The following is a 22368-nucleotide window of genomic DNA, read 5'->3' as shown; positions in this document are numbered from 1 at the left end:
CAGGTTAACGACCGCTAACCTCCGTGTCTAGAATCATTTGCATGGCCACGAGAACCGACGCCCCGACCCGCCGCGAACAGATCCTCAAGGAGGCCGCGAGGCTCTTCGCCGAGCGCGGTTTCCACGGTGTGGGCGTGGACGAGATAGGGGCGGCCGTGGGCATCAGCGGCCCCGGCCTCTACCGCCACTTCCCGGGCAAGGACGCGATGCTCGCCGAGCTGCTGGTGGGCATCAGCGGCCAGCTCCTGACCGGCGGCAAGCGACGGGTCGCGGAGGCCGGCGGGGACTCCGGGGCACTCCTCGACTCCCTCATCGAGGGCCACATCGACTTCGCCCTCGACGACCGCCCCCTGATCACCCTCCACGACCGCGAACTGGACCGCCTGCGCGACAGTGACCGCAAGCTGGTGCGCCAGCTCCAGCGGCAGTACGTCGAGCTGTGGGTGGAGGTGGTGCGCGAGGTGTACCCGGAGCTGGCCGAACCGGCCGCCCGCTCGGCCGTCCACTCGGTCTTCGGCCTGCTGAACTCGACCCCCCACCTGGGCCGCCCGGGAGCCCTTCCGGGCCGGGCCGTCACGGCCGGTCTGCTGCACCGGATGGCGCGGGGCGCGTTCGCCGCCGCGGGGGAGTGATGAGCGTTACGGCGCGACTCCTCTGGACGGCGATTCGTACTCGCGGGTACGGTTGATCTGAGCAAGCGCTTAGCGTCGGGAAGCGACTGGAAGAGAGAGGTGCGGGCCGTGCGCCGTACTGTGTTCAACGAGGACCACGAGGCGTTCCGGGAGACTCTGCGCGCCTTCATCGAGGCCGAGGTCGTTCCCGTCTACGACGAGTGGTTCGCCGCCGGTCAGGCGCCGCGTGACTTCTACTACAAGCTCGCCGAGCTGGGCGTCTTCGGCATCCGCGTCGACGAGGAGTACGGCGGCGCCGGCATCGACTCGTACAAGTTCGAGGCCATCCTCTACGAAGAGACCGCGCGCGCGGGTGTGTCCTTCGGCGGCTCCGGTGTCCACGTGCTGCTCGGTCTGCCGTACGTCAAACTGCTCGCCAACGAGGAGCAGAAGAAGCGCTACCTGCCGAAGTTCGTCTCCGGTGAGGAGATGTGGGCGATCGCGATGACCGAGCCGGGCACCGGCTCCGACCTCGCGGGCATGAAGACCACCGCCAAGCTGAGCGAGGACGGCACGCACTACGTCCTCAACGGCTCCAAGACCTTCATCACCGGTGGTGTGCACGCCGACCAGATGATCGTCTGTGCCCGCACCGACTCGCCCAGCGCCGAGGACCGCCGCCACGGCATATCCCTCCTCGTGGTGGACACCAAGTCCGAGGGCTACTCGATCGGCCGCAAGCTGGACAAGCTCGGCCTGAAGACCTCGGACACGGCCGAGCTGGCGTTCGTCGACGTCAAGGTGCCCGTCGAGAACCTCCTCGGTGAGGAGAACAAGGGCTTCTACTACCTCGGCCACAACCTCGCCTCCGAGCGCTGGGGCATCGCCTACGGCGCCTACGCGCAGGCCAAGGCCGCCGTCCGGTTCGCCCAGCAGTACGTCCAGGAGCGCGTCGTCTTCGGCAAGCCGGTCGCGCACTTCCAGAACACCAAGTTCGAGCTGGCCGCCTGCAAGGCCGAGGTGGACGCCGCCGAGGCCGTCGCCGACCGCGCCACGGAAGCGCTGGACGCGGGCGAGCTGACCCCGGCCGAGGCCGCCAGCGCCAAGCTGTTCTGCACCGAGGTCGCGCACCGCGTGATCGACCGCTGCCTCCAGCTGCACGGCGGCTACGGCTTCATGAACGAGTACCCCATCGCCCGTCTGTACGCCGACAACCGCGTCAACCGGATCTACGGCGGCACCAGCGAGATCATGAAGTCGATCATCGCGAAGGACATGGGTCTCTGACCAACTGGCGGGTCTCTGGCCAGGACACGGACCCGTAAGGTCCCGGAAACCGCTGACCAGTAGAAATGACCCCATGAGTCAGGCACTTCAGTCCCTCCTCGATCTGCTCGACCTCGAGCAGATCGAGGAGAACATCTTCCGCGGCCGGTCCAGGCCCGCCATCGTCCCGCGCGTCTTCGGCGGGCAGGTGGCGGCCCAGGCACTCGTCGCAGCCGGGCGCACGGTCCCCCCGGACCGCCCCGCGCACTCGCTCCACTCGTACTTCCTGCGCCCCGGCGACCCCGGCGTGCCGATCGTCTACACCGTCGACCGCATCCGCGACGGCCGTTCCTTCACCACCCGCCGGGTCGTCGCGATCCAGCACGGGCAGCCGATCTTCCACCTCTCGGCGTCTTTCCAGGCGCACGAGGAGGGCCTCGACCACCAGGCCCCCATGCCCGCCGCCCCCGACCCGGCGACCCTCCCCACGGCCGAAGAACAGCTCCCCCGGTACGCGCACCTGGACCCGGCGGTCGTCGAGAGGTTCCTGCAGTCCCGCGAGGCCGTCGACATCCGCTACGTCGACGACCCGCCCTACGGCAGGTACGGCGAGCCCCGCGAACCGCGCTCCCAGGTCTGGTTCCGTACGAACGGCAAGCTCGGCGGCGCCGTCGACGAACCGCTGCTCCACGTCTGCCTCGCCACGTACGTCTCCGACTACACGCTGCTCGACTCCATCCTGCTCGCGCACGGACGGGGCGGCTGGGCGGTCAACGACGTGGTCGGCGCCTCCCTGGACCACGCGATGTGGTTCCACCGCCCGTTCCGCGCCGACGAATGGCTGCTGTACGACCAGGAGTCACCCTCCGCGTCCGGCGGCCGGGGTCTCGGCCAGGGCCGCATCTACACGCAGGACGGACAGCTGGCCATCACGGTCATCCAGGAGGGCGTGATCAGGGTCCCCCGCACCCCCTGACCTGCGTTTCTAGTCCTCGCTGAGCAGCTCGGCCTCGTTCAGCAGGAACGCCGTCAGCGGGTCGTAGAAGCGCGGGCTCGTCACATGGTCGTCGAGCGGAACGGCCACCTGGAGGGTGCCCTCCGCCTCGGCCAGGAACAGCGCCGGGTCGTTGCAGTCGGCGTACCCCACCGAGTCGATGCCGTGCTGTCCCGCGTACCCCGCCCAGCCGTGGTCGGCGACGACCAGGTCGGGCAGCGGGCGGCCCTCGCGCTCCATTGCCGTCAGGATCGCGCGCATCGGCTCGCCGGAGTGCGTGTGCCACAGCGAGGCCCCGTGCTCCAGCACCGCCACGTCCGCGAACTGGAACACGTACCCCTCGTCCGTCGTCAGACCGTCCGGGATGACGACGATCTCGCAGCCGGCGGCCCGCAGCGCCTGGGCCGTGGCGCGGTGCACATCGAGCAGGCCGCCCGGGTGGCCGGTCGCGAACAGCACCCGCTGCTGTCCGTCGGCCGCCTTGCGCAGCCGGGCCGCCAGCCGCTCCAGCCCGGCGATCGTCAGCTCGGGGTCGATGGTGTCCTGGCCGTACCGGTGTTCGGGATCGTCGTTCACGCCGACCCGCTCGGCCATCACGGCGAGCACGTCCTGCTCGTCGGTCCAGCGGTCGCCCAGCTCCAGCCCGAGCCAGTAGTGCCGTTCGCCGTTCGCCAGCTTGCGGTAGTGGGAGAGGTTGTTCTCGCGGGGCGTGGCGACATCACCCGCGATGCGGGTTCTGACGAGGTGATCGACAAGCTCGGAGCGGCTGGGAATCCCGGGTATCGGCATGCCTCCCATTGTGAGGCAGACGACACCGCGAGCACCCGGACGTCCCGGCCGCTGGGACGCAGGTCACGCGGCCTGACCACGGCGACCGCCGCGGCTGCCGACGCCCCCGGCACCCGGCCGCGCACCTTCCCCGCCCGACCACCATCTACGCTGGCGCGAGCGACTCGCCGGGCGCACCATCGAACTCATACCCGAACCCGTATCCGCGGATCCGAATCCACATCCAGACGGGCCCCGAGGCGCAGGAAAGAAGGCAGAACAGCATGACCAGCAGTTACGAGACGTCCGCGACGCCCCGCGGCCCCGTCGACTCGTCGCGCATTCCGAGGTACGCCGGTCCCGCGACCTTCGCGCGGCTGCCGCGCCTCGACGAGGTCGGCGGACGGACGGATGTCGCCGTGGTCGGGGTGCCGTTCGACTCGGGCGTCTCGTACCGGCCGGGCGCACGCTTCGGCGGCAACGCGATCCGCGAGGCGTCGCGGCTGCTGCGGCCGTACAACCCGGCGCAGGACGCGTCTCCGTTCGCCCTCGCGCAGGTTGCGGACGCCGGGGACATCGCCGTCAACCCGTTCGACATCAACGAGGCCGTGGAGACGGTGGAGGCGGCGGCCGACGACCTGCTGGCGACGGGGGCGAGACTGATGACCCTCGGCGGCGACCACACGATCGCGCTTCCCCTGCTGCGCTCGGTGGCGAAGAAGCACGGCCCGGTGGCGCTGCTCCACTTCGACGCGCACCTCGACACCTGGGACACCTACTTCGGCGCCGAGTACACGCACGGGACGCCGTTCCGCCGGGCGGTGGAGGAAGGCATCCTCGACACCTCCGCCCTCTCGCACGTCGGCACCCGCGGCCCGCTGTACGGCAAGCAGGACCTGGACGACGACGCGAAGATGGGCTTCGGCATCGTCACGTCGGCGGACGTCATGCGACGCGGTGTCGACGAGGTCGCCGACCAGCTCCGCCAACGCATCGGGGACCGCCCGCTGTACATCTCGATCGACATCGACTGCCTCGACCCGGCCTTCGCCCCCGGCACGGGCACGCCCGAGGCGGGCGGTATGACGTCGCGGGAGCTGCTGGAGATCCTGCGGGGCCTGGTGTCCTGCAACCTGGTCTCCGCGGACGTCGTCGAAGTCGCCCCCGCGTACGATCACGCCGAGATCACGTCGGTCGCGGCGTCGCACACGGCGTACGAACTGACGACGATCATGTCTCGTCAGATCGCCGAGGCGAGGGCTCAGGAAAAGGCGGCGAAGTGACCCACGACCACGACCTGGTGCTGAAGCCGACCGCCGCCCAGACGGAGGCCGCGCTGAACCCGCCCGCCGGCCGCACCGGCGGCGACCTGGTCGTGGAGACGCTGGCCGGCCTGGGCACGACGACGGTCTTCGGCCTGCCCGGCCAGCACGCCCTGGGCCTGTTCGACGCGCTGCGCCGCTCGGACCTCCGGTACATCGGCCTACGGGTGGAGAACAACGCGGGGTTCGCGGCGGACGCGTACGGCAGGATGACGGGCGAGGCGGCGCCGCTGCTGCTGTCGACCGGCCCCGGCGCGCTGACGTCACTGGCGGCACTCCAGGAGGCGGCGGCGGCCTCGGCCCCCGTCCTGGCGATCAGCAGCCAGATCCCGACGGCCGGGCTGGGCGGCGGCCGACACGGCTACCTCCACGAACTCCCGGACCAGCAGGCGTCCTTCAGGGCTGTGGTGAAGTCGGTCCACACGGTCCGTACGCAGTCCCAGATCCCCTCGGCGATCGCCGACGCCTGGAAATCGGCGCTCACGGCCCCGCACGGCCCGGTGTGGGTGGAGATCCCGCAGGACGTACTGACGGCCAGGACACTGATCCCGGTGGTGACGGGCGGCGACGCCTTCCCTGAGGAACTGCCCCCACGCCCCGAACTGACGGCGCTGGCAGCCCACTTGCTCTCGAACGCCGAGCGCCCGGCGATCATCGCGGGCGGCGGAGTCGTACGGGCGGACGCGTCGGGCAAGCTGCGGGCGCTGGCGGAGCGTCTCCGGGCGCCGGTGGTGACGACGTACGGCGGCAAGGGCGCGTTTCCGTGGACGCATCCCCTCTCCCTCCAGTCCTGGCTGGAGGACCGGCACATGACCGACTTCCTGGAGGACGCGGACGTCCTGCTGGTCGTCGGCTCGGGTCTGGGGGAACTCTCCTCCAACTACCACACGTTCAGGCCGCGCGGCCGCATCGTCCAAGTCGAGGCGGACCTCGGCAAGTTGGAGTCCAACCACCCGGCACTGGGCATCCACGCGGACGCCCGACTGGCGCTGATGGGGTTGCTGGAGGCGCTGGAGGACACGACCGGCTCCCAGGTGGACGGCACGGCGGCGGAGCAGCGGGTGCGCGAGGTGCTCGACCGGGTGCGTACGCGCCTCGAAGGGCAGCAACTAACCCTGGAACAGGGCCTGTTGACCTCGATCAGGGCAGCGTTGCCACCCCGCTCCCCGTCCTTCTGGGACATGACGATCCTGTCCTACTGGGCCTGGTCGGCCTTCGACCCGCGCGGCACCAACACCATGCACTCGGCCCAGGGCGCGGGCGGCCTCGGCTACGCCTTCCCGGCGGCCCTGGGAGCAGCGGTGGCCGACCCGACGTACCCCGTGCTCGCGGTCTCGGGCGACGGCGGCGCCCTGTACGGCATCGCGGAGTTGGCGACGGCCCGGCAGTACGACCTGAACGTCACCTGGCTGATCGTGGACGACGGGGGGTACGGCATCCTGCGCGAGTACATGACGGACACGTTCGGCGAGACGACGGGCACGGAGTTGGCGCGCCCGGACTTCGTGGCGCTGGCCGAGTCGTTCGGGGTCCCGGCGGTACGAACGTCACCGGAGACACTGGAGACGGACCTCGCGAAGGCGCTGGGGGAGGCGGGGCCTTCGGTGGTGGTGCTTCCGGCGGTGTTGCGGATGTTCGCGGCTACGCACTCGGGGTGACGGGGTGACAGGGTGAGGGGAGCGGGTGCTATCCGCGAACCGGGAGTGCAAGCAAGGGCTTCTTGGCTGCAGTGCGAGGTTGCTTAGGGCCCAGTTCACCGCCCTGCGCTACTTCACCCTCGACGCCACCGACCACGCCAGCCACAAGGAGCAGGGCAGCATGATCCGCCGCTACATCATCTGGCGGAACAACCATGCCCAGGACGAGCGCCTACGCGCGGTCGTGAACAGGGCGAACGTCGCCTGACGCAGCCGCACCCCGACGGAACAACGCGGTCCACAGGAACGTCGCGCCGAACAGCGCTGACTCGGGCGACTCCTCCCGCATGCGGCGCAGTTCGACCTCTGCCAGATCAGAGAAGATCCAGCGCAGCGATTCGGGTGTGTAGGCGAGGCCACCCTGCAACTCGCGTTCACGGTAGAGGTCCGCGTCGGCCAGCTCCGACCCCATTCCCGCCTCGCCGGCGGCGAAGCTGGTCAGTGCGAGATGGCCGCCAGGTGCGAGAACCCGGTCGAGGAGGGCCAGGTAGCTGACGCGGCGGTGCGGCGGTAGGTGGTGGAAGCACCCCGAGTCGACGACCAGGTCGTAAGGGCGGCTCAACTCGGTGGCAGGGAGAGCGAAAGCGTCACCACACAGGAAGCGGACGTCGACTCCAGCCTTGTGAGCCCGATCCTCACCCCAGGCGACGGCCACCGGGGAGAGGTCGACGGCGTCCACCTCGAAGCCGCGCGATGCAAGGTACACGGCATTGCGGCCCGGCCCGCACCCCAAATCCAGGGCCCGCCCGGGAGCGATCAGGCCCTGGTCGAGGTAGGCGGCCAAGTTCTCGTCCGGCTTCGCCACGAAGAACGGGACCGGCCTCGACCGGTCGGCATAGAAGCGGTCCCAGAAGCCCTTGCCGTCGCCCGTCGCCAAGCGGCCGGCCTCGGATTCAGATGCGAAGAGCCCGTCCAAGAGCGCAAGAACGTCCTCGACGGTGCGTACGGTCCGGTCCATCCGGCCCCCTTTCGACCGACGTCGATCATAGGAGGGAGGATAATAAAAGGCCAGGTCAGACGGCGTTTAGCCACAGCTGGAATGGGCTGCTGCGGGCCCCGAAGAAGACAGGTAAGCAACCCACTTCAGACCCCGACCCCGCGTCCGCCAGCCACCCATCAAGGGCCGGAAAGGGACCATCCTCGGCCGCGCCGGGGAGACAATTTCGACGAGTTTTCCAGCGGTGCTAAAGGGCGAACGTTGTCTGATGCGGGAGCAACTGCTGCACCTGGTTGAGTTGGCCCAGCTTCCCACAGTGCGGGCCGTGCAGCAGGTTAAGATAAACCCAGATATAATAAGTGTACCTATATATGCGAGAGTGTGCTGTGGACAAGCCTTCCGAGATGTTCGCCCGTGACTTCGAGTGGGCCGAGCTGACCCGGTTCGCAGCCCTGCCCGGTCCGCGTGCCACGCTCGGGGTGGTCTCCGGTCGTCGTCGTCAGGGCAAGACCTTTCTGCTTGACGCGGTCTCCCGGGCCGGCGGCGGCTTCATGTTCACCGCCACCGAGACGACTGAGGCCGATGCCCTGCGACAGTTCGGCGAGGCCCTCGCCCGGTACCGAGGACAGCCCACCCCGTTCCGTTTCACCCACTGGGACGAGGCTGTCACCGAGCTCATGCGCATCGCTGTCGCGGGCGAGCCCACTGTCGCGGTCATCGACGAGTTCCCCTTCCTTGCCAAGGCTTCCCCCTCTCTTCCATCGATCATCCAGCGCGCTCTCGACCCCGCCGCCCAGCACACGAACACTCCCGTACGCCTGCTCCTGTGCGGTTCCGCAGTGTCCTTCATGGGCGGGTTGCTGTCCGGAAGCGCGCCCCTGCGTGGCCGCGCCGGCCTCGAACTCATCGTCCCCACGCTGGACTTTCGGCTCGCCGCCGAGTTCTGGCAGATCACCGACCCGCGCACAGCCCTGCTGACCAATGCCGTCGTCGGCGGCACACCTGCCTACCGTCGTGAGTTCACCCAGGGCGACACGCCCTCCGGTGCTGATGACTTCGATGCCTGGGTCACCCGGGCCGTCCTCAACCCGGCCCGTCCGCTCTTTCGTGAGGCCCGCTATCTGCTCGCCGAAGAGCCAGACCTCCACGACACGGCGCTGTACCACTCCGTGCTGGCCGCCATCGCCGCGGGCAATGCCGCCCGTGGCGGCATCGCCGACTATCTCGGCCGCAAATCCACCGACCTCGCTCACCCGCTGACCGTCCTCCAGGACGTCGGCATGATCACCCACGAAGCGGACGCGTTTCGCCGAAACCGCTCCGCCTACCGCATCGCCGAGCCACTCGTCACCTTCTACCACGCGGTCATGCGTCCGGCTTGGGGCGACCTGGAACGCCCCGGGCGGGCACCCGACGTATGGCGTCGTGCCCAGGCCACGTTCCGCAGCAAAGTCGTCGGCCCGCACTTCGAGCAGGTCTGCCGGGAATGGGCCCGCTGGCACGCCGCGTCCGAAACCCACGGCGGACAGGTGACGCGTGTCGCAGGCGGCACGGTCAACGATCCTGCCGCCAAGACCAGCCATGAAGTCGACGTCGCCGTCCACGGGGAAGCCGGCGACGGTCGCGAAACGCTGCTCTCCATCGGCGAAGCAAAGTGGAACGAGGTGATGGGCAGCGGCCACCTGGAGCGCCTGAAGCACATCCGTACCCTGCTCACCTCGCGAGGCACCGCCACTGAGGCGACCCGGCTGCACTGTTACAGCGGCGCCGGTTTCACCGAAGAGCTGCACCATCTGGCCAAGAGTGACCCCGCGATCCAGCTGATCGACCTGCCTCGCCTCTACCACGGCGAATGAAGGCCGGTCCTGGAGCCAGGTCTCGTCGCGCAGGGGGGACATGACGATCCCCTCTGGGGCGGTAGACCCCTACCCCCCACGGCTTGGCCACTCAACCCGGTGAACCTTCCTGGTCACAGCACAAGCCGCGGCCGGAACGTGACGGAGCCCGGGAGCATGTCCAGCTCCCGGGCTCCAGCTTGCCACCCATTTGCGCACACCGACGGCGTTTAAGAACCGCGGGTCATATTGAGATCGACGTGTTCTGCCTTTGAACTACAGCGCCACGAGAGAGGCGCCGGGGGGACTTGAACCCCCATCCGTCGATGTTCGCCCACGTTCGGTCGATCCGGTGTTCGGCGGCGAATACTGAGACTGGAGCGAGAATCTGAGTTTCACGGGGCCGCCTCTGCCAGGCTTGGGCCACCCCCGCACGTGGTGCGGGGAGAGGGATTCGAACCCCCAACTGACACCCCTTTATCAGCTTCAACATCAGTTTCAGCTTGCGCTCATCGCGCACCCTCCGCTCGCGACGGAGGGCGTATGTGGGGGCTACCGGAAGAGGTAGCCGAATACCGCGTCGCCGACCCGCTGGTCGGTGACCTCGGTGTTGTTCGCCTCCTCACGCGCGAACTTGACGGCCTGCTGGAGCTTCTCGACTCGGTCGAGCAGCTCGTTGACCCGTCGGGCGGGCAGCGCGCCGGAGAACTTCACCGTGGTCCAGTAACCGACCGGGACGTCCTCGTAGTACACCTCGACCTGCGCCGGGTGCTTCTCCGTGGCCTCGGCCTTCACGTGGTTGCGCGGAACCTTCTTCGTGCGGATGGTCCGCACCGGGTCCGTCTTCCACGAGTCCGTCGAGGGGTCCAGGTTCCACGACTCGGAGGCGTCGAGCACCGGCAGCTTGCGAACGAAGGTGTGCAGGTCGGTGAGTTGCTTCTCCAGGAACAACAGGTACGGGACGGGCACCTGGGGCAACAGCACCGTACCGTCGACCACCACGTCCGCGACCGCGGACCGGTTCGCCCAGTCCTTCGTCGCGGTCACGTCGAAGAGCCGCGTCAGCGTCCCGGCGGTCGCCCGCAGAGCGTCCTCGGCCTTGATCTGCACTCGAGTGGACTCGGGCGGCAGCTGCTCGCCCTCCTCGTCCTTGGGCTGGTAGGTCCGGGAGATGCCGGCCAGCAGGGCGGGCTTCTGCACGTCCTGGTGAGCCTGGGTGAGCTCCTGGAGAGCCTTGGACTTGACGCCCTTTTCGACTGCGATGATCTGATTCAGCTTCGGCACACGCCGAACCTAACAACTCCGCGCCCCACGCACATCCGATTAAACGCCCGCCCTGTCGTTCCGTCCCTGGGAGGCGGTTCGGCGTGCGGCGTCCCGCAGCGACTCCCCAAGTTTTAGTGCCGCCGGCAGCGGGGCGGCGGGCAGGGCCATGTGGACCGTGCGGCGCAGCGCCGGGTCGGCGACTCGGCACAGGGCGAGTTCGGCCGGGAGCGCCCAGGTCGCCAGCGACGGGACGAGGGCCACCCCCAGGCCGGCGGCGACGTACCCGAACTTGCCTGTCCACTCCGCGATTCTGATGATTTTGCGTGGGGTGAAGCCGGCCCGGGCGCAGGCGTCGGCGAGCATGGTGGGACGGTCGCCGTACGTGTCCTGGAGCCAGGCCTCGTCGCGCAGGTCGCGCAGGTCGATCGACTCCGCTGCTGCCAGGGGGTGTTCGCGGTGGAGGGCGACGAACAGCTCGTCCGCCAGCAGTACGGCCGTCGTGATGCCGTCGGCCGAGGGCAGGCCGGAGGGGTAGTCGCTGACCACGGCCAAGTCGAGTGAGCCCTCCGCGAGTTGCTCCACCAACGTGGCGCTCCGGCCTTCGACCGCGACGATCTCGACGTCAGGTCTCGCCTGGCTGAACTCCCGCAGGGCGGCCGGTACCAGCGAGATGTTGGCGGTGGCGAAGGCTCCCACGCGGAGCATCCCGCCCTGGCCCGCGTGGATCACGGTCAGCTCCTGCTCCGCCCGCGACAGACGTTCCAGTACGTCCACGGCGTGCCGGTGCAGCGCCCGGCCTGCGGGGTTCAGGCGTACGCCCCTGGGGAGCCGTTCGAAGAGGGGGCCGCCTGCTTGTTGTTCGAGGGTGGCGATCCGTCTGGACACCGCGGACTGCGTGTAGTTGAGCTGGATCGCCGCAGCGGTGAACGATCCGGTCTCCGCCACGGTCACCAGCAGGCGTAGCGCGTCGGTCTCGAACACGTTCCCTTCCCCCCGCCCCGTATCTCTCCTGTGCGTTCTCCGTACGCATTCCTTGGCTGCATGGCTTCCATGCAATCTAGTCGCTGGTGGAATGTCACGCCCCCTCATAACGTCTCATCACGTCGCCAATTCGCAATCCGAGGGGGAAACGTGATCGCTCTGCCCGCGATGCTTGCCGATCTTGAGGAACTCGTGCTCTGCGAGTCCTTCTCCGCCGATCATGCCGCCGTCGCTCGCAGCGCCCGCGTGGTCGGCGCGCTCGGTGCGAGGCTGCTGGGCGCGGTGCCGGAGACGATCGTGGTCGGTGGGGTGACCCATCTGCGGTGGACCTTCGGCACCCCGTGTGTGCTGCTGGTGGGGCATCACGACACGGTGTGGCCCGGTGGTTCGCTGGAAAGTCATCCCTGGTCGGTGGCCGACGGGATCGCCCGGGGGCCGGGGGTTCTGGACATGAAGGCGGGGCTGGTGCAGATGTTCCACGCGCTGGCCTCCCTGCCGTCGCCGGAAGGTGTGTGCGTGCTGGTCACCGGGGACGAGGAGGTCGGTTCCCCGACCTCCCGGGAGTTGATCGAGGAGTCCGCGCGGGGCCTCGCCGCCGCCTTTGTGCTGGAGGCGTCCGCAGACGGGGCGGGCGCACTCAAGACCGCCCGCAAGGGCACCTCACGCTACGAGGTCGTGGTGCACGGCAAGGCCGCCCACGCCGGGCTGGAACCGCACCGGGGGATCAACGCGGCGGTCGAGGCAGCTCACCAGGTGCTGGCCATCGCCGGACTCGGCGCCTCGGCGGCCGGAGACACCGGCGACCCCGGAGACACCGGCGACCCCGGTGGCACCGGCGACCCCGGTGGCACAGGCGACCTCGGCGATCCCGGTGACACCGGCAACCCCGTTGATTCCGCCGGGACTTCGCCCGCCCTCGGGGCCCTCACCATCACGCCCACCCTGATGTCGGCCGGCAGCACGCTCAACACCGTGCCCGCGCAGGCGAAAATCTCGGTGGACGTACGTGCGCCGACCGTGGCGGCGCAGGACCGCACGGACGAGCTCATGCGGGGGCTCACCGCCCGGACCCCCGGCGCCCGGATCACGGTGCTGGGCGGCAGGCAACGGCCGCCCATGGAACCCGGTTCCTCCGCCGGACTGTTCGCCCTGGCCTCTCGCATCGCGTCGGAGCTGGGCCAGGAACCGCTGAAGGGGGTCGCCGTCGGCGGTGCCTCGGACGGCAACTACACGGCGGCCGTCGGCTGCCCGACGCTGGACGGGCTCGGCGGCGTCGGCAGCGGCGCCCACGCGGACACCGAGCATGTGCGCATCGCGGCGATGGTCCCCCGTACGCGACTTCTCGCCGAACTCATCGCCCGGACACGGACGTAGCTGATCGCCGGCGCCTACCCGCGCCGTCACCTTCCCGAAGTCACCCCTACGTGAAGCAGAGGCTCATGACCACACAGACGCCCCAACCACCCTCACCCGAGGCCGCCGCGCTGGCCGCTCGTCATCAACTCGGCCTTCTTGAGGGCTCGTTCGCTCCCAAGCGGCTCGGCATACTGATGTTCGTCGTCTACCTCAACATGCTTTTCGTGTCCTCGGCGTTCTTCCTGGTGCCCGGGCTCGTGTGCTTCTGGTGGCTGCGCCGCTTCCCGAACTTCAGCAGGAAGCAGGCCGCCAAGCGTCTCCACCTGTTCGAGCACGGCATGATCGTGCAACCGCAGTTCGGGGACGGTATGACCGCCATCCGCTGGGATTCCGCGAAGCTCTACCAGGACATCACCCAGTTGTTCATCAACGGCGCCCCCGCTCCTATCAAGTACGTCTACTCCATCTCCGCCCCGAGCTTCGGCGGTGCGGAGATCACGGAGTTCTACGAGAGACCCGAGGCGTGGGGACCCTGGATGCAGGAATCGATACTTCGAGCCCAGGGGCAGGCGGTCCTGGACTCGGTGCTGGAGGGCGGGAAGGCCGACTTCGGTTCATTCTCGGTCTCGCGTACCGGCGTGGCCACCGGTGGGAAGAAAGCTCTGCCGTGGTCCGAGGTTCACGACATCCAGGTCCGAGGAGGCTCGGTCCACGTCATGAAGTACGGCACGTCCAGCCCATGGTTCACCGTCACGGCCAGCGGTGTCGTGAATCTCCACCTCTTCCTGACCATCGCCGGAAGCCTCTACCGGAAGAAGTAGCCGGTACCGGTCGGTGACGCGCTGAACGCCCCGTGGGTGACGGGGCGTTCAGTGTGAGGCGGTGAGGCAAGGAACTGCTACCAGATCGCTTCGACCCACTCCGGGTGGTCGATGAACGGGTTGCTGCCGTTGCCGACCTTCTCGTTGGGCTCCAGGTCGGCCCAGCCGTCGTCGCCCTCGTAGCGGAGGGCCATACGGCGGAAAGGGCGCGTTCCCCTGGACGCACCCGCTCTCCCTCCAGCCCTGGCTGGAGGACCGGCACATGACCGACTTCCTTCAGGACGCGGACGTCCTGTTGGTTGTCGGCTCGGGCCTGGGTGAACTCTCCTCCAACTACCACACGTTCAGGCCGCGCGGCCGGGTCGTCCAAGTTGAGGCGGACCTCGGCAAGTTGGAGTCCAACCACCCGGCACTGGGCATCCACGCGGACGCCCGACTGGCGCTGATGGGGTTGCTGGAGACGGTGTCGGCGAGGGAGGAGGAGAGCGCGGGGGAGCGGGTGCGGGGGGTGCTGGACCGGGTGGCCGCGCGCCTCTGCGACCAGGAACTCGCTCTGGAACAGGGCTTGTTGATGTTGATCAGGGCGGCGTTGTCACCCCGCGCACGGTCCTTCTGGGACATGACGATCCTTCGTACTGGGCACGGTCGGCCTTCGACCCGCGCGGCAAAAACACCACCTGATCGTGGACGACGGGGGTTACGGCATCCTGCGCGAGGACATGACCGACACGTTCGGGGAGGCGACGGGGACGGAGCTGGCCCGCCCGGACTTCGTGGCGCTGGCCGAGTCGTTCGGGGTACCGGGGATAAGGACGACGCCGGAGACACTGGCGACGGACCTCGCGAGGGCGCTGGGGGAGCCTGGGCCGTCGGTGGTGGTGCTTCCGGCGGTGCTGCGGATGTTCGCGGCTTCCAGACCGGCTTCGTCAACACTCGTGGTTCCCATACGACGGTTCGAGTGCAGACGCCCTGGGCTTCGCTTGCCTTCGTGCTTGCTGCGATCACCGCGTTCCCGGCCCATCCGCGTTTGCTCACCCGAGGTTGGCTTCCCGGACTTCGACGAACGGTGTGTCCGAGCAGGCCGTCCATGCCGTCCCGCTGCGCAACTCGCTCTGCGTGCGAGGGGTGTCTAGCAGGCGCTCGCTGAACTCGGCGCACTGCAAAAGGACTGCGACAGTGAGAGTCCTTACGATGGCGGGCGGGGCGGAGCCGTAGCGCAGAGGTCGTCGCGCGCGGTCTCCAAAATCGCGAGGACGCCGGTTCGAATCCGGCTGGCTCTGCCTCCTCGCCGTATCCGGCGCGGCTGCCGCGTACAGGACGGTACCGGTGTCGGTTCGGCGTGGGGGCCTCCAATCATTCGTCTCGGGCGAGGATCAGGCTGGCCGAGCCCTCTTCGAGATGAGGCAGGGGCGCACGCTGAACGAACGCTGAGACGCTGTGACGAGCCTATGACCGGAGGGGTGGCTTCCGTCACAGCTCGGCCGGCCCTGCATCTGACGTGCTGCTGTGCGCCAGGCTCACAATCCGCACCGCCAACCCGTTTCCGACGAGGGGGTGGCTCGGGTGTCAAGGGACATGGATCGACGCGGTGAGCTGCTTGCCGCGCTGCATCGAGCGGGCCGTGAGCACAGCAACGCCGCAGTGACGTTCCATGCCGCTGTCGGGGCCCGGACGGGGTTGGGCCTCACCGAGGAGAAGACTCTCGACCTGCTGGAGCGCAAGGGGTTCGTCCGTCGGGTGCGTGACCGCGACGACGGCCGCCGGGTGATCGTCGAGATCGAACGTGAACACGTGGCGAGCTTCGGCGGTCTGTTCGCGGGATTCGTGGCCGGGCTGGAAGCCCTGTGCGCCGGCTACTCCGACGAGCAGCTCGAAGTGATTCTCGACTTCATGGTGATGGGCTGATGGCGACGAGTTCGATCTCGAAGCCGTCGTCGTTCTCCAGGTAGGCGGCGTAGTGCTGCGCGCCCCCGGCGTGCGGATGCTGGTCGGGGAACATCAGGTGCCAGCCGTGCCGGGTCGCGTCGGTGGCCAACTGGTCGACCGCAGTGGTGTCTTCGACGTGGAAGGCCAGGTGGTTCAGCCCTGGTCGGCAGCGGTCGTGCCGGTCGGCGGTGAGGGCCGGGGACTGCTCGAGGACCAGGTAGGTGTGGCCGAGCCGCCAGCTGCGTCCGTTGGTCCAGTTCTGGAAGAGGGTGTGGCCCAGGGACTCCAGCAGCCAGCCGAGAGAGGTGACCGCGCGGTCGAGGTCCGGCACCCACAGCTCGATGTGGTGCAGCGTGCCATGGGCGGGGCGGTGCACGCTGACTTCACGTCGCACTGGGTGTGCCTTCCCGACCGACGCGGCGAACGTCGGCCTGCTCGATGACCGTCAGAGGGTCATTCCAAATCGCCCTCGGCGCAACCCTGTTGATGTTCCTGGCGGCGTTCTTCCAGATTTTGGCCGCACAGAGGCCGCATAGAGTACGACGACATTCTGAAGATCGATCCGTGGAGCGCACTGTGAACATCATGCTGACCGTAGTGGTTGTAGTGGCCTTTGCCGTGCTCTACCTGCTGCCGTCGTACCTGGCGTTCGCGCGTGATGCGAAGGACCGGTGGCTGATCCTCATCATCAACGTGTTCCTCGGTGGATCGGTCATCGGGTGGGGTGTTGCCCTCTACATGGCGACCCGTACGCCCAAGAAGGCCAAGGGAGCGGCGGAGACGCTCGCGTAGGTGTCGCGCAGCCTTCCTGACCGTCGCCGAATACCTCGACGGGACACAGCAGAAGCCCTGAACTCCCCTTGGATCATGGGGAGTTCAGGGCTTGGCGGCGAGGCGTATGAGCCTGCTTGCTGCCGGATCGCCTACCAGATCGCCTCGACCCACTCCGGGTGGTCGATGAACGGGTTGCGGTTGTGCTGGTAGGTGTCGTAGATGACCTGGTTGCGCTTCTCCTCGAAGGCGCTGGGCGGGTCCGCCTCGCTCCACGCCTTGAGGACGGAGAGCTTGCCCATGAACGGGTTGCTGCCGTTGCCGACCTTCTCGTTGGGCTCCAGGTCGGCCCAGCCGTCGTCGCCCTCGTAGCGGACGGCCATGTAGAGGATCATGCGGGCCACGTCGCCCCGGTCCGCGGCGCGCGGCGCGAAGGAGTCGGAGTCGACGGTGCTGCCGCCGCCGTTGGTGACCGCGCTGCCGCCGTTGTCGAAGTCCAGGTTGCCGCGGATGCTGTTGACCTGGACGTCGGCCGGGCGCAGGTGGTGCAGGTCCGTGCCGGGGCCGGTCGCCTCGCCGAAGTCGCCGTGGGACTTGGCCCACACGTGCTCGCGGTTCCAGTCGCCGACGTCGCCGCCGTTGAGGGACTTGGCGCGGGAGACACCGCTGTACAGCAGGATCACGTTGCTGCTGTTGTTCGGGTCCTGGTCGGTGACCTTGAGCGCGTCCCAGACCGCCGAGTACGAGATCTTCGTCTGGCTGCTGATGATCGTGTGCAGCGAGGACTTGAGGCTCGTGCCGGTCTTGCCGATCGCGTCCTTGTAGTACGTCGAGTCGTACGCGGTCGTCGTCGCGCCGGCCGGGGTGGCGGTCATCGTGGGGATGGCGATGGCTGCCAGGACGGTCGCTGTGGCGAGTGCCACGGTCTTCCAGCGGCGGGTGCGTATGAGCGTCGCGGGCATCGGGGGTGTCCGTTCTACGCGTGTCGAATGGGGGAGACATCCGGGAGCGTGACATGGACATGCGTTTCAGGCAATGAACTGCACGTGTCTGTTCGGTGACTTAAAGCGGCAACTCGGTTGATTTTGGCGTCATTTGACGCGCGTAGAACCAAGAAGGAGCCAAGCGGTGGCCGAGAAACGGTCCAGCAGGCGGAAAGGGGAGTGCCCCTGACCGGCGTTACGGTCAGGGGCCACTCAGGGTCGTTCGCGGGCTCAGCTGACGTCCGACGCGTCCAGACGGTAGATCGTCGATGTCGTCGACGTCGCCGTGCTCGACGAGTTGGCCGTCTCCGTCGTCGCACCGGCGCTGTAGTCGCTCTCCTTCACCACCGTGCCGTACTTCTGCACCCAGGTGGTGAGTTCCTGATCGCCGCCGCCCATGCCGCCCATGCCGCCGCCGAGCTGGATGTAGTGCAGCTCGCCGTTCTTCACCAGTTCCTTGAGCCTGGCCAGGGTCATCGCCTTGTCCTGACCGGTGAAGCCGAACATCGAGATGACGGGCTTGTGAGTACTGAGGATCAGCTGGCCGGCGCTCTGCGAGTTGGACACCGCGAGCAGCCACTTGGCGCCGTCCTGGTGCTTCTCCAGGTACGAGACCAGCTCGTTGCTGACGCTGCCGCCCCTACCGCCGCCGCCCATGCCGCCACCGCCGCCGGGAGCCGTACCGGTCTCGCTGTTCTGGCCGCCGGTCGTGCCGCTGCCGGGAGCTGTGCCGCCGCCCGGGGACCCGCCGTTCGTGCCACCGGGTGCGCCGCCGCCCTGCGGGAGTTCACCGTTGCCGCCATCCGGCCGCATCTGGCCGTTGCCACCGCCGGGGAACTCCCCGGTCGCCCGGCCGCCCTGCTGGGTGCCGCTCGGTCGGCCGCCGTTGCCGCCGCCGAAGCCCCCGCCGCCGGGACCGCCCATGCCGCCGCCGCTCGACGGACCCGCGGTCGGGTTGGTGCCGCTCATGCCGCCGCCGGTGGAGGAGAGGGCGGGCGAGACGGCGTAGGCCGTCGGACCCGCGAGGGCCGCCACGATCGCCGCGACGACGGAGGCGCCGAGCAGCCGGACCCTCGTACCGGAGCTCGCGGTCCGCAGGACGAACAGGCCCGCGATCGCGAGGACCATGAGGACGGCGACCGTCGGCCACAGCCAGGTGTTCCAGCCGGTAGCCCGGCGCAGGACCACGATCGCCCAGACGCCGGTGACCGCGAGGCCGGCCGGCAGGACCCAGGACCAGCGGGCGTCACCGCTGCGGAAGGCGCCCCACAGCATGACGCCGCCCGCGCCGGTCAGCGCCGCGATGCCGGGGGCGAGCGCGGTCGTGTAGTACGGGTGCATGGTGCCCTCGGCCATGGCGAAGGTCACGTAGTGCAGTGCGAGCCAGCCGCCCCACAGGACGAGCGCGGCGCGCGTCAGGTCGGTGCGCGGGGCTCGTCCGCGCAGCACGAGGCCGGCGGCGAGCGCGAGGAACGCGAAGGGGATCAGCCAGGAGATCTGGCCGCCGAGGATGTCGTTGAACATCCGGCCGATGCCCGCGGTGCCGGCGAAGGTGCCGCCCCCGCCTCCGCCCCCGCCGCCTCCGCCGTTGCCCTCGCCGCCGAGGACGCGGCCCAGGCCGTTGTAACCCATGATCAGGTTCCAGGCGGAGCCGTCGGTCGAGCCGCCGATGTACGGGCGGTCGTCGGCCGGGACGAGCGAGACCGCCGTGGCCCACCAGAAGCTGGAGACGGCCAGGGCGACCGCGGCCAGGGCCAGGTGGACGGCCTTCTTCTTCCAGCCGAGCTTCGACGCGTACACGTACACGGCGAAGACGGCGGGCAGGGCGATGTAGCCCTGGAGCATCTTGGTGTTGAAAGCGAGCCCGAAGAGGACCGCGGAGCCGATGAGCGGCAGCAGCCTGTCGTTGTGCACGGCGCGCAGGGCGAGGGCCGCGCCGCCGACCATCAGCAGGACGAGGATGGTGTCGGGGTTGTTGTCGCGGTTGATCGCGACGGTGATCGGGGTGAGCGCGAGGACGAGCGCGGCGATCGTGGCCGCCACATGCCCGAAGACCCGCTTCACGGAGGAGTGCAGGATCCAGATCGTGCCGACGCCGGCCCCGACCTCGGGCACCATCATCTGCCAGGTCCCGAAGCCGAAGACGCGGCACGACAGGCCCATGAGCATCATCGCGAACGGCGGCTTGTCGACGGTGATGAAGCTGCCCGCGTCGAGCGAGCCGAAGAACCACGCCTTCCAGCTCTGCGTACCGCTGTAGATCGCGGCGCTGTAGAAGCTGTTGAGGCTGGAGGCGGAGAGGTTCCAGGAATACAGGACCCCGGCCAGCAGCATGATCGCGAGCAGCGCGGGGAGCGACCAGCGCGGCGCTTTCTCGGGCGTGTCTGTCGCGGCGGGGGCCGGGGGAGTCACGGGAGTCACAGGGGTCGCGGGATCGGCGGAACCGGCCGAACCGGCGGCTACGGGTGTCTCCGGAGCGTGGGGGCTTGGGTTGGTGGCAGAGGTCACCAGCGAATCGTGCGGACCTGGGATGGGTGCGCGCTGTGGCGTGACTGGGGGGCACCTGTGAATCGCGACAACAGTGCGTAAACGCGCGGTGCGGGTTTTCCCCAAGAAAAATCCGAAAGGCAGTGCGACGTAACGTACAACCATTCGTATATGTGCGTGGTCTGAAAAAGACCAGCGTGCCGGGGGCGCGTTGACGCCGTTCACGGGGATGGGGAACCACCATGACTCACCACATATCCAGATCCGCGCGTGCCCGCATACTTGGCGGCGCCGCCGTCTGCGCCGCCACCGTGCTGTCGCTCGTGGCCACCGCGACACCCGCCAACGCGGCTGCGGCGGCCGTCAGTTGTACGTCGGCCAAGCCCGCCCTCGCCACCAAGCTGAAGCGGGACATCACCACCGCTCTCTCCGGGCGCCGGGGCTCCATCAGTGTCGGCGTCTTCGACCGGGCCACCAAGACGACCTGCGTGTACCGGGCGCAGACCGCCTACGACTCCGCCAGCGTCGTCAAGGTGACCGTCCTGGCGACCCTGCTCTGGGACGCGCAGAAGCACAACCGTGCTCTGACGGCCACCGAGAAGAGCCTCGCCAAGGCCATGATCACCAAGTCGGACAACGGCTCGACCACGAAGCTGTGGAACCAGCTCGGCCTGACGAAGATCAGGAACTTCGTCGCGGCCGCCGGTATGACCCAGACCAAGCCCGGCACGAACGGCTACTGGGGGCTCACCCAGATCACCGCCCGTGACGAGCAGAAGCTCCTGGCGCTCACCACCATCACCAACACGGTTCTGACCGACAACTCCCGTGCCTACATCCAGCAGTTGATGAGTGAGGTCATCTCCTCCCAGCGCTGGGGCACCCCGAAGGGCGCGCCCGCGGGTGTCTCCGTGCACGTCAAGAACGGCTGGCTGCAGCGCGCGACGAACGGCTGGCGGGTGCACAGCGTCGGCACCTTCAAGGGCGGCGGCCACGACTACATGATCACGGTGCTCACCCAGGGCAACAGCACCTGGAACTATGGCATCGCGACCATCGAGGGCGTCGCCAAGGTCGTCCACCGGGACCTCGCCGCCAGTTGATCGCGGGCTGATCGCCAACTGTCGCGAACGGTTCACCGGCTGCCCGCGAACCGACTTCACCGCAGCGCCTCCCGGCCGTCACCGACCCGATCTACGGTGACGGCCATGCGCCTGCGACCCCAGCGATCTCTGTCACCTCTGCGAACCCTGCTCACCACGGTCACCGCCGGTCTGGCGGTGGCCGGTTGTCTGACCGCCGCCGGACCGGCGAACGCCAACTCCCTCACCGGCAGAGCGAGTAGCGCCACCGGCGTCAGTCACGCCTGCTCGCCCACCGTCTCCCTCGACCGCTTCTCCGACGCGCTCGACAAGACGACGTACGACGGCACCTTCGTCGGCAACCTCTCCGCGCTCGCCGTGGACCGGAACGGCGACCTCGCCGCGCTCTCCGACCGCTCGTCCCTCTTCACTCTCGACCGGCGGACCCTGAGCCCGACGAGCGTCGTCCCCCTCGCCGACGAGACCGGCGCCGCGCTCGACTCCGAGGGCCTGGTCGTCGACTGGGACGGCACCCGCCTCGTCTCCTCCGAGACGGAACCCTCCGTACGCCGCTACTCCCGCGACGGCCGCATCCTCGACCGGCTCCCGGTGCCGGACGCGCTCCGCGTCACCCCGGCCGGCCGCGCCACCGCCAACCAGACCTTCGAGGGGCTCACCCTCCTCCCCGGCGGCCGTACGCTCCTGGCGTCCATGGAGTACGCGATCTCCGGCGACTCCACGGGCATCGTCCGCTGGCAGACCTGGGATCGCCGAGGCAGCCATTTCGTGCTGGGCGCCCAGTACGCCTATCGCACCGACGCCGGTCTCGGGGTGCCCGAGGTCGCCGCGACCCCCGACGGTCGGCTCCTCGTCCTGGAGCGCGGTTTCACCGCCGGTGTCGGCAACACGGTCCGCCTCTACCTGGCCGACCCGCGCCACGCCACGGACACGAGCGGCGTCGAGAACCTCCCCGGCCAGGACAACGGCGTACGCCTGGTCAAGAAGACCCTCCTCGCCGACATCGTGAACTGCCCGTCACTGGGAGCGACCGCGAAGCAGCCCCAGCCGAACCCCCTTCTCGACAACATCGAGGGCATGGTCGTCACCGGCCGTACCCATGGGGCCCTGCGCGTCCTGCTGGTCAGCGACGACAACCAGAACGCCGTACAGACGACCCGCTTCTACTTCCTGCGGGTGCGCACCTGACAACCGTCTGACCGCCGTCCGAACACCGCCCGATCGCCCGCGCGATTTGTTGCGGAGGG

At 68.8% G+C, this 22368-nt stretch carries 19 protein-coding genes, 1 tRNA gene and 3 pseudogenes; 15 read left to right on the top strand and 8 right to left on the bottom strand.

Features of this window, described 5'->3' with window-relative positions; all coding sequences use genetic code 11:
• The first annotated feature begins 41 nt into the window (after positions 1 to 41).
• From OG241_RS20580 to tesB, 3 genes are all read left to right on the top strand, one after another.
• The gene (locus tag OG241_RS20580; RefSeq protein ID WP_405816996.1) at positions 42 to 632 is read left to right on the top strand and encodes a TetR/AcrR family transcriptional regulator; all 591 of its coding nucleotides are present in this window, start codon (positions 42 to 44) and stop codon (positions 630 to 632) included.
• A 108-nt stretch (positions 633 to 740) separates the two neighbouring features.
• On the top strand, positions 741 to 1898 hold the full coding sequence (locus OG241_RS20575) for an acyl-CoA dehydrogenase family protein (protein ID WP_405816995.1): 1158 nt from the start codon (positions 741 to 743) through the stop codon (positions 1896 to 1898).
• Between the two features lie 73 nt (positions 1899 to 1971).
• Positions 1972 to 2853 (top strand): acyl-CoA thioesterase II, encoded by an 882-nt coding sequence (tesB, locus tag OG241_RS20570; RefSeq protein ID WP_405816994.1) that lies wholly within the window; start codon positions 1972 to 1974, stop codon positions 2851 to 2853.
• A 9-nt stretch (positions 2854 to 2862) separates the two neighbouring features.
• Here tesB and OG241_RS20565 read toward each other — a convergent pair whose 3' ends face one another.
• Positions 2863 to 3660 carry a phosphatase gene (locus OG241_RS20565; RefSeq protein WP_405816993.1) on the bottom strand — a complete coding sequence of 266 codons (798 nt, stop codon included), beginning with the start codon at positions 3658 to 3660 and terminating at the stop codon, positions 2863 to 2865.
• Positions 3661 to 3923: 263 nt separating this feature from the next.
• Between OG241_RS20565 and speB the strand changes: the two genes are divergently transcribed.
• From speB to OG241_RS20550, 3 genes and pseudogenes are all read left to right on the top strand, one after another.
• Entirely contained in the window at positions 3924 to 4922 is a 999-nt protein-coding gene (speB, locus tag OG241_RS20560; protein ID WP_405816992.1) for an agmatinase, read from the top strand.
• Entirely contained in the window at positions 4919 to 6619 is a 1701-nt protein-coding gene (locus tag OG241_RS20555; RefSeq protein ID WP_405816991.1) for a thiamine pyrophosphate-binding protein, read from the top strand. Before speB ends, OG241_RS20555 begins: the two co-directional genes overlap by 4 nt.
• An 82-nt stretch (positions 6620 to 6701) precedes the next feature.
• Positions 6702 to 6866 (top strand): annotated as a pseudogene (locus tag OG241_RS20550) (transposase); the annotation flags it as partial.
• On the opposite strand, the gene OG241_RS20545 reads toward OG241_RS20550, so the two are convergent.
• A complete protein-coding gene (locus OG241_RS20545) occupies positions 6831 to 7616 on the bottom strand; it encodes a class I SAM-dependent methyltransferase (protein WP_405816990.1) in 786 nt (261 codons plus the stop codon). The pseudogene OG241_RS20550 and the gene OG241_RS20545 sit on opposite strands and share 36 nt — an antisense overlap.
• 383 nt (positions 7617 to 7999) lie before the next feature.
• Between OG241_RS20545 and OG241_RS20540 the strand changes: the two genes are divergently transcribed.
• Positions 8000 to 9451: an ATP-binding protein gene (locus OG241_RS20540; RefSeq protein ID WP_405826335.1), complete on the top strand. Its 1452-nt coding sequence runs from the start codon at positions 8000 to 8002 to the stop codon at positions 9449 to 9451.
• Between the two features lie 531 nt (positions 9452 to 9982).
• Here OG241_RS20540 and OG241_RS20535 read toward each other — a convergent pair.
• Together OG241_RS20535 and OG241_RS20530 are read right to left on the bottom strand one after the other, a co-directional pair.
• Positions 9983 to 10714: a hypothetical protein gene (locus OG241_RS20535; RefSeq protein ID WP_405816989.1), complete on the bottom strand. Its 732-nt coding sequence runs from the start codon at positions 10712 to 10714 to the stop codon at positions 9983 to 9985.
• A gap of 39 nt (positions 10715 to 10753) precedes the next feature.
• A complete protein-coding gene (locus tag OG241_RS20530) occupies positions 10754 to 11677 on the bottom strand; it encodes a LysR family transcriptional regulator (protein ID WP_405816988.1) in 924 nt (307 codons plus the stop codon).
• Positions 11678 to 11845: 168 nt separating this feature from the next.
• Between OG241_RS20530 and OG241_RS20525 the strand changes: the two genes are divergently transcribed.
• Both OG241_RS20525 and OG241_RS20520 read left to right on the top strand, forming a co-directional pair.
• Positions 11846 to 13051: a M20 family metallopeptidase gene (locus tag OG241_RS20525; protein ID WP_405826334.1), complete on the top strand. Its 1206-nt coding sequence runs from the start codon at positions 11846 to 11848 to the stop codon at positions 13049 to 13051.
• Between the two features lie 65 nt (positions 13052 to 13116).
• The gene (locus OG241_RS20520; protein WP_405816987.1) at positions 13117 to 13854 is read left to right on the top strand and encodes a DUF6585 family protein; all 738 of its coding nucleotides are present in this window, start codon (positions 13117 to 13119) and stop codon (positions 13852 to 13854) included.
• Between the two features lie 77 nt (positions 13855 to 13931).
• On the opposite strand, the pseudogene OG241_RS20515 reads toward OG241_RS20520, so the two are convergent.
• Positions 13932 to 14048 (bottom strand): annotated as a pseudogene (locus tag OG241_RS20515) (ribonuclease); the annotation flags it as partial.
• Between OG241_RS20515 and OG241_RS20510 the strand changes: the two are divergent.
• The 3 genes and pseudogenes from OG241_RS20510 to OG241_RS20500 all read left to right on the top strand — a co-directional run.
• A pseudogene (locus tag OG241_RS20510) lies at positions 14048 to 14987 on the top strand (thiamine pyrophosphate-dependent enzyme); the annotation flags it as partial. The pseudogenes OG241_RS20515 and OG241_RS20510 sit on opposite strands and share 1 nt — an antisense overlap.
• 72 nt (positions 14988 to 15059) lie before the next feature.
• Positions 15060 to 15134: transfer RNA gene (locus tag OG241_RS20505), tRNA-Trp, on the top strand.
• Positions 15135 to 15429: 295 nt separating this feature from the next.
• A complete protein-coding gene (locus OG241_RS20500) occupies positions 15430 to 15759 on the top strand; it encodes a hypothetical protein (RefSeq protein ID WP_405816986.1) in 330 nt (109 codons plus the stop codon).
• Here the strand turns inward: OG241_RS20500 and OG241_RS20495 are convergent.
• Positions 15743 to 16174, bottom strand: coding sequence for a VOC family protein (locus OG241_RS20495; protein WP_405816985.1), 432 nt, complete (start codon positions 16172 to 16174; stop codon positions 15743 to 15745). The two genes, OG241_RS20500 and OG241_RS20495, sit on opposite strands and share 17 nt — an antisense overlap.
• Before the next feature lie 170 nt (positions 16175 to 16344).
• Between OG241_RS20495 and OG241_RS20490 the strand changes: the two genes are divergently transcribed.
• Positions 16345 to 16572 carry a superinfection immunity protein gene (locus OG241_RS20490; RefSeq protein ID WP_405816984.1) on the top strand — a complete coding sequence of 76 codons (228 nt, stop codon included), beginning with the start codon at positions 16345 to 16347 and terminating at the stop codon, positions 16570 to 16572.
• Positions 16573 to 16703: 131 nt separating this feature from the next.
• Here OG241_RS20490 and OG241_RS20485 read toward each other — a convergent pair whose 3' ends face one another.
• Positions 16704 to 17513 carry an endonuclease I family protein gene (locus tag OG241_RS20485; RefSeq protein ID WP_405816983.1) on the bottom strand — a complete coding sequence of 270 codons (810 nt, stop codon included), beginning with the start codon at positions 17511 to 17513 and terminating at the stop codon, positions 16704 to 16706.
• A 252-nt stretch (positions 17514 to 17765) separates the two neighbouring features.
• Positions 17766 to 20042, bottom strand: a complete 2277-nt coding sequence (locus OG241_RS20480) for a glycosyltransferase family 39 protein (RefSeq protein WP_405816982.1) — start codon at positions 20040 to 20042, stop codon at positions 17766 to 17768.
• Positions 20043 to 20263: 221 nt separating this feature from the next.
• Here OG241_RS20480 and OG241_RS20475 point away from each other — a divergent pair, with 221 nt between their 5' ends.
• Both OG241_RS20475 and OG241_RS20470 read left to right on the top strand, forming a co-directional pair.
• A complete protein-coding gene (locus OG241_RS20475; protein ID WP_405816981.1) occupies positions 20264 to 21124 on the top strand; it encodes a serine hydrolase in 861 nt (286 codons plus the stop codon).
• A gap of 105 nt (positions 21125 to 21229) precedes the next feature.
• Positions 21230 to 22309 (top strand): esterase-like activity of phytase family protein, encoded by a 1080-nt coding sequence (locus tag OG241_RS20470; RefSeq protein ID WP_405816980.1) that lies wholly within the window; start codon positions 21230 to 21232, stop codon positions 22307 to 22309.
• The last annotated feature ends 59 nt before the right edge of the window (positions 22310 to 22368 follow it).

Origin of the sequence: Streptomyces sp. NBC_01390, from assembly GCF_045040105.1 — a bacterium.
GTDB lineage: Bacteria > Actinomycetota > Actinomycetes > Streptomycetales > Streptomycetaceae > Streptomyces.
This window is presented reverse-complemented; position numbering and strand designations above follow the sequence as displayed.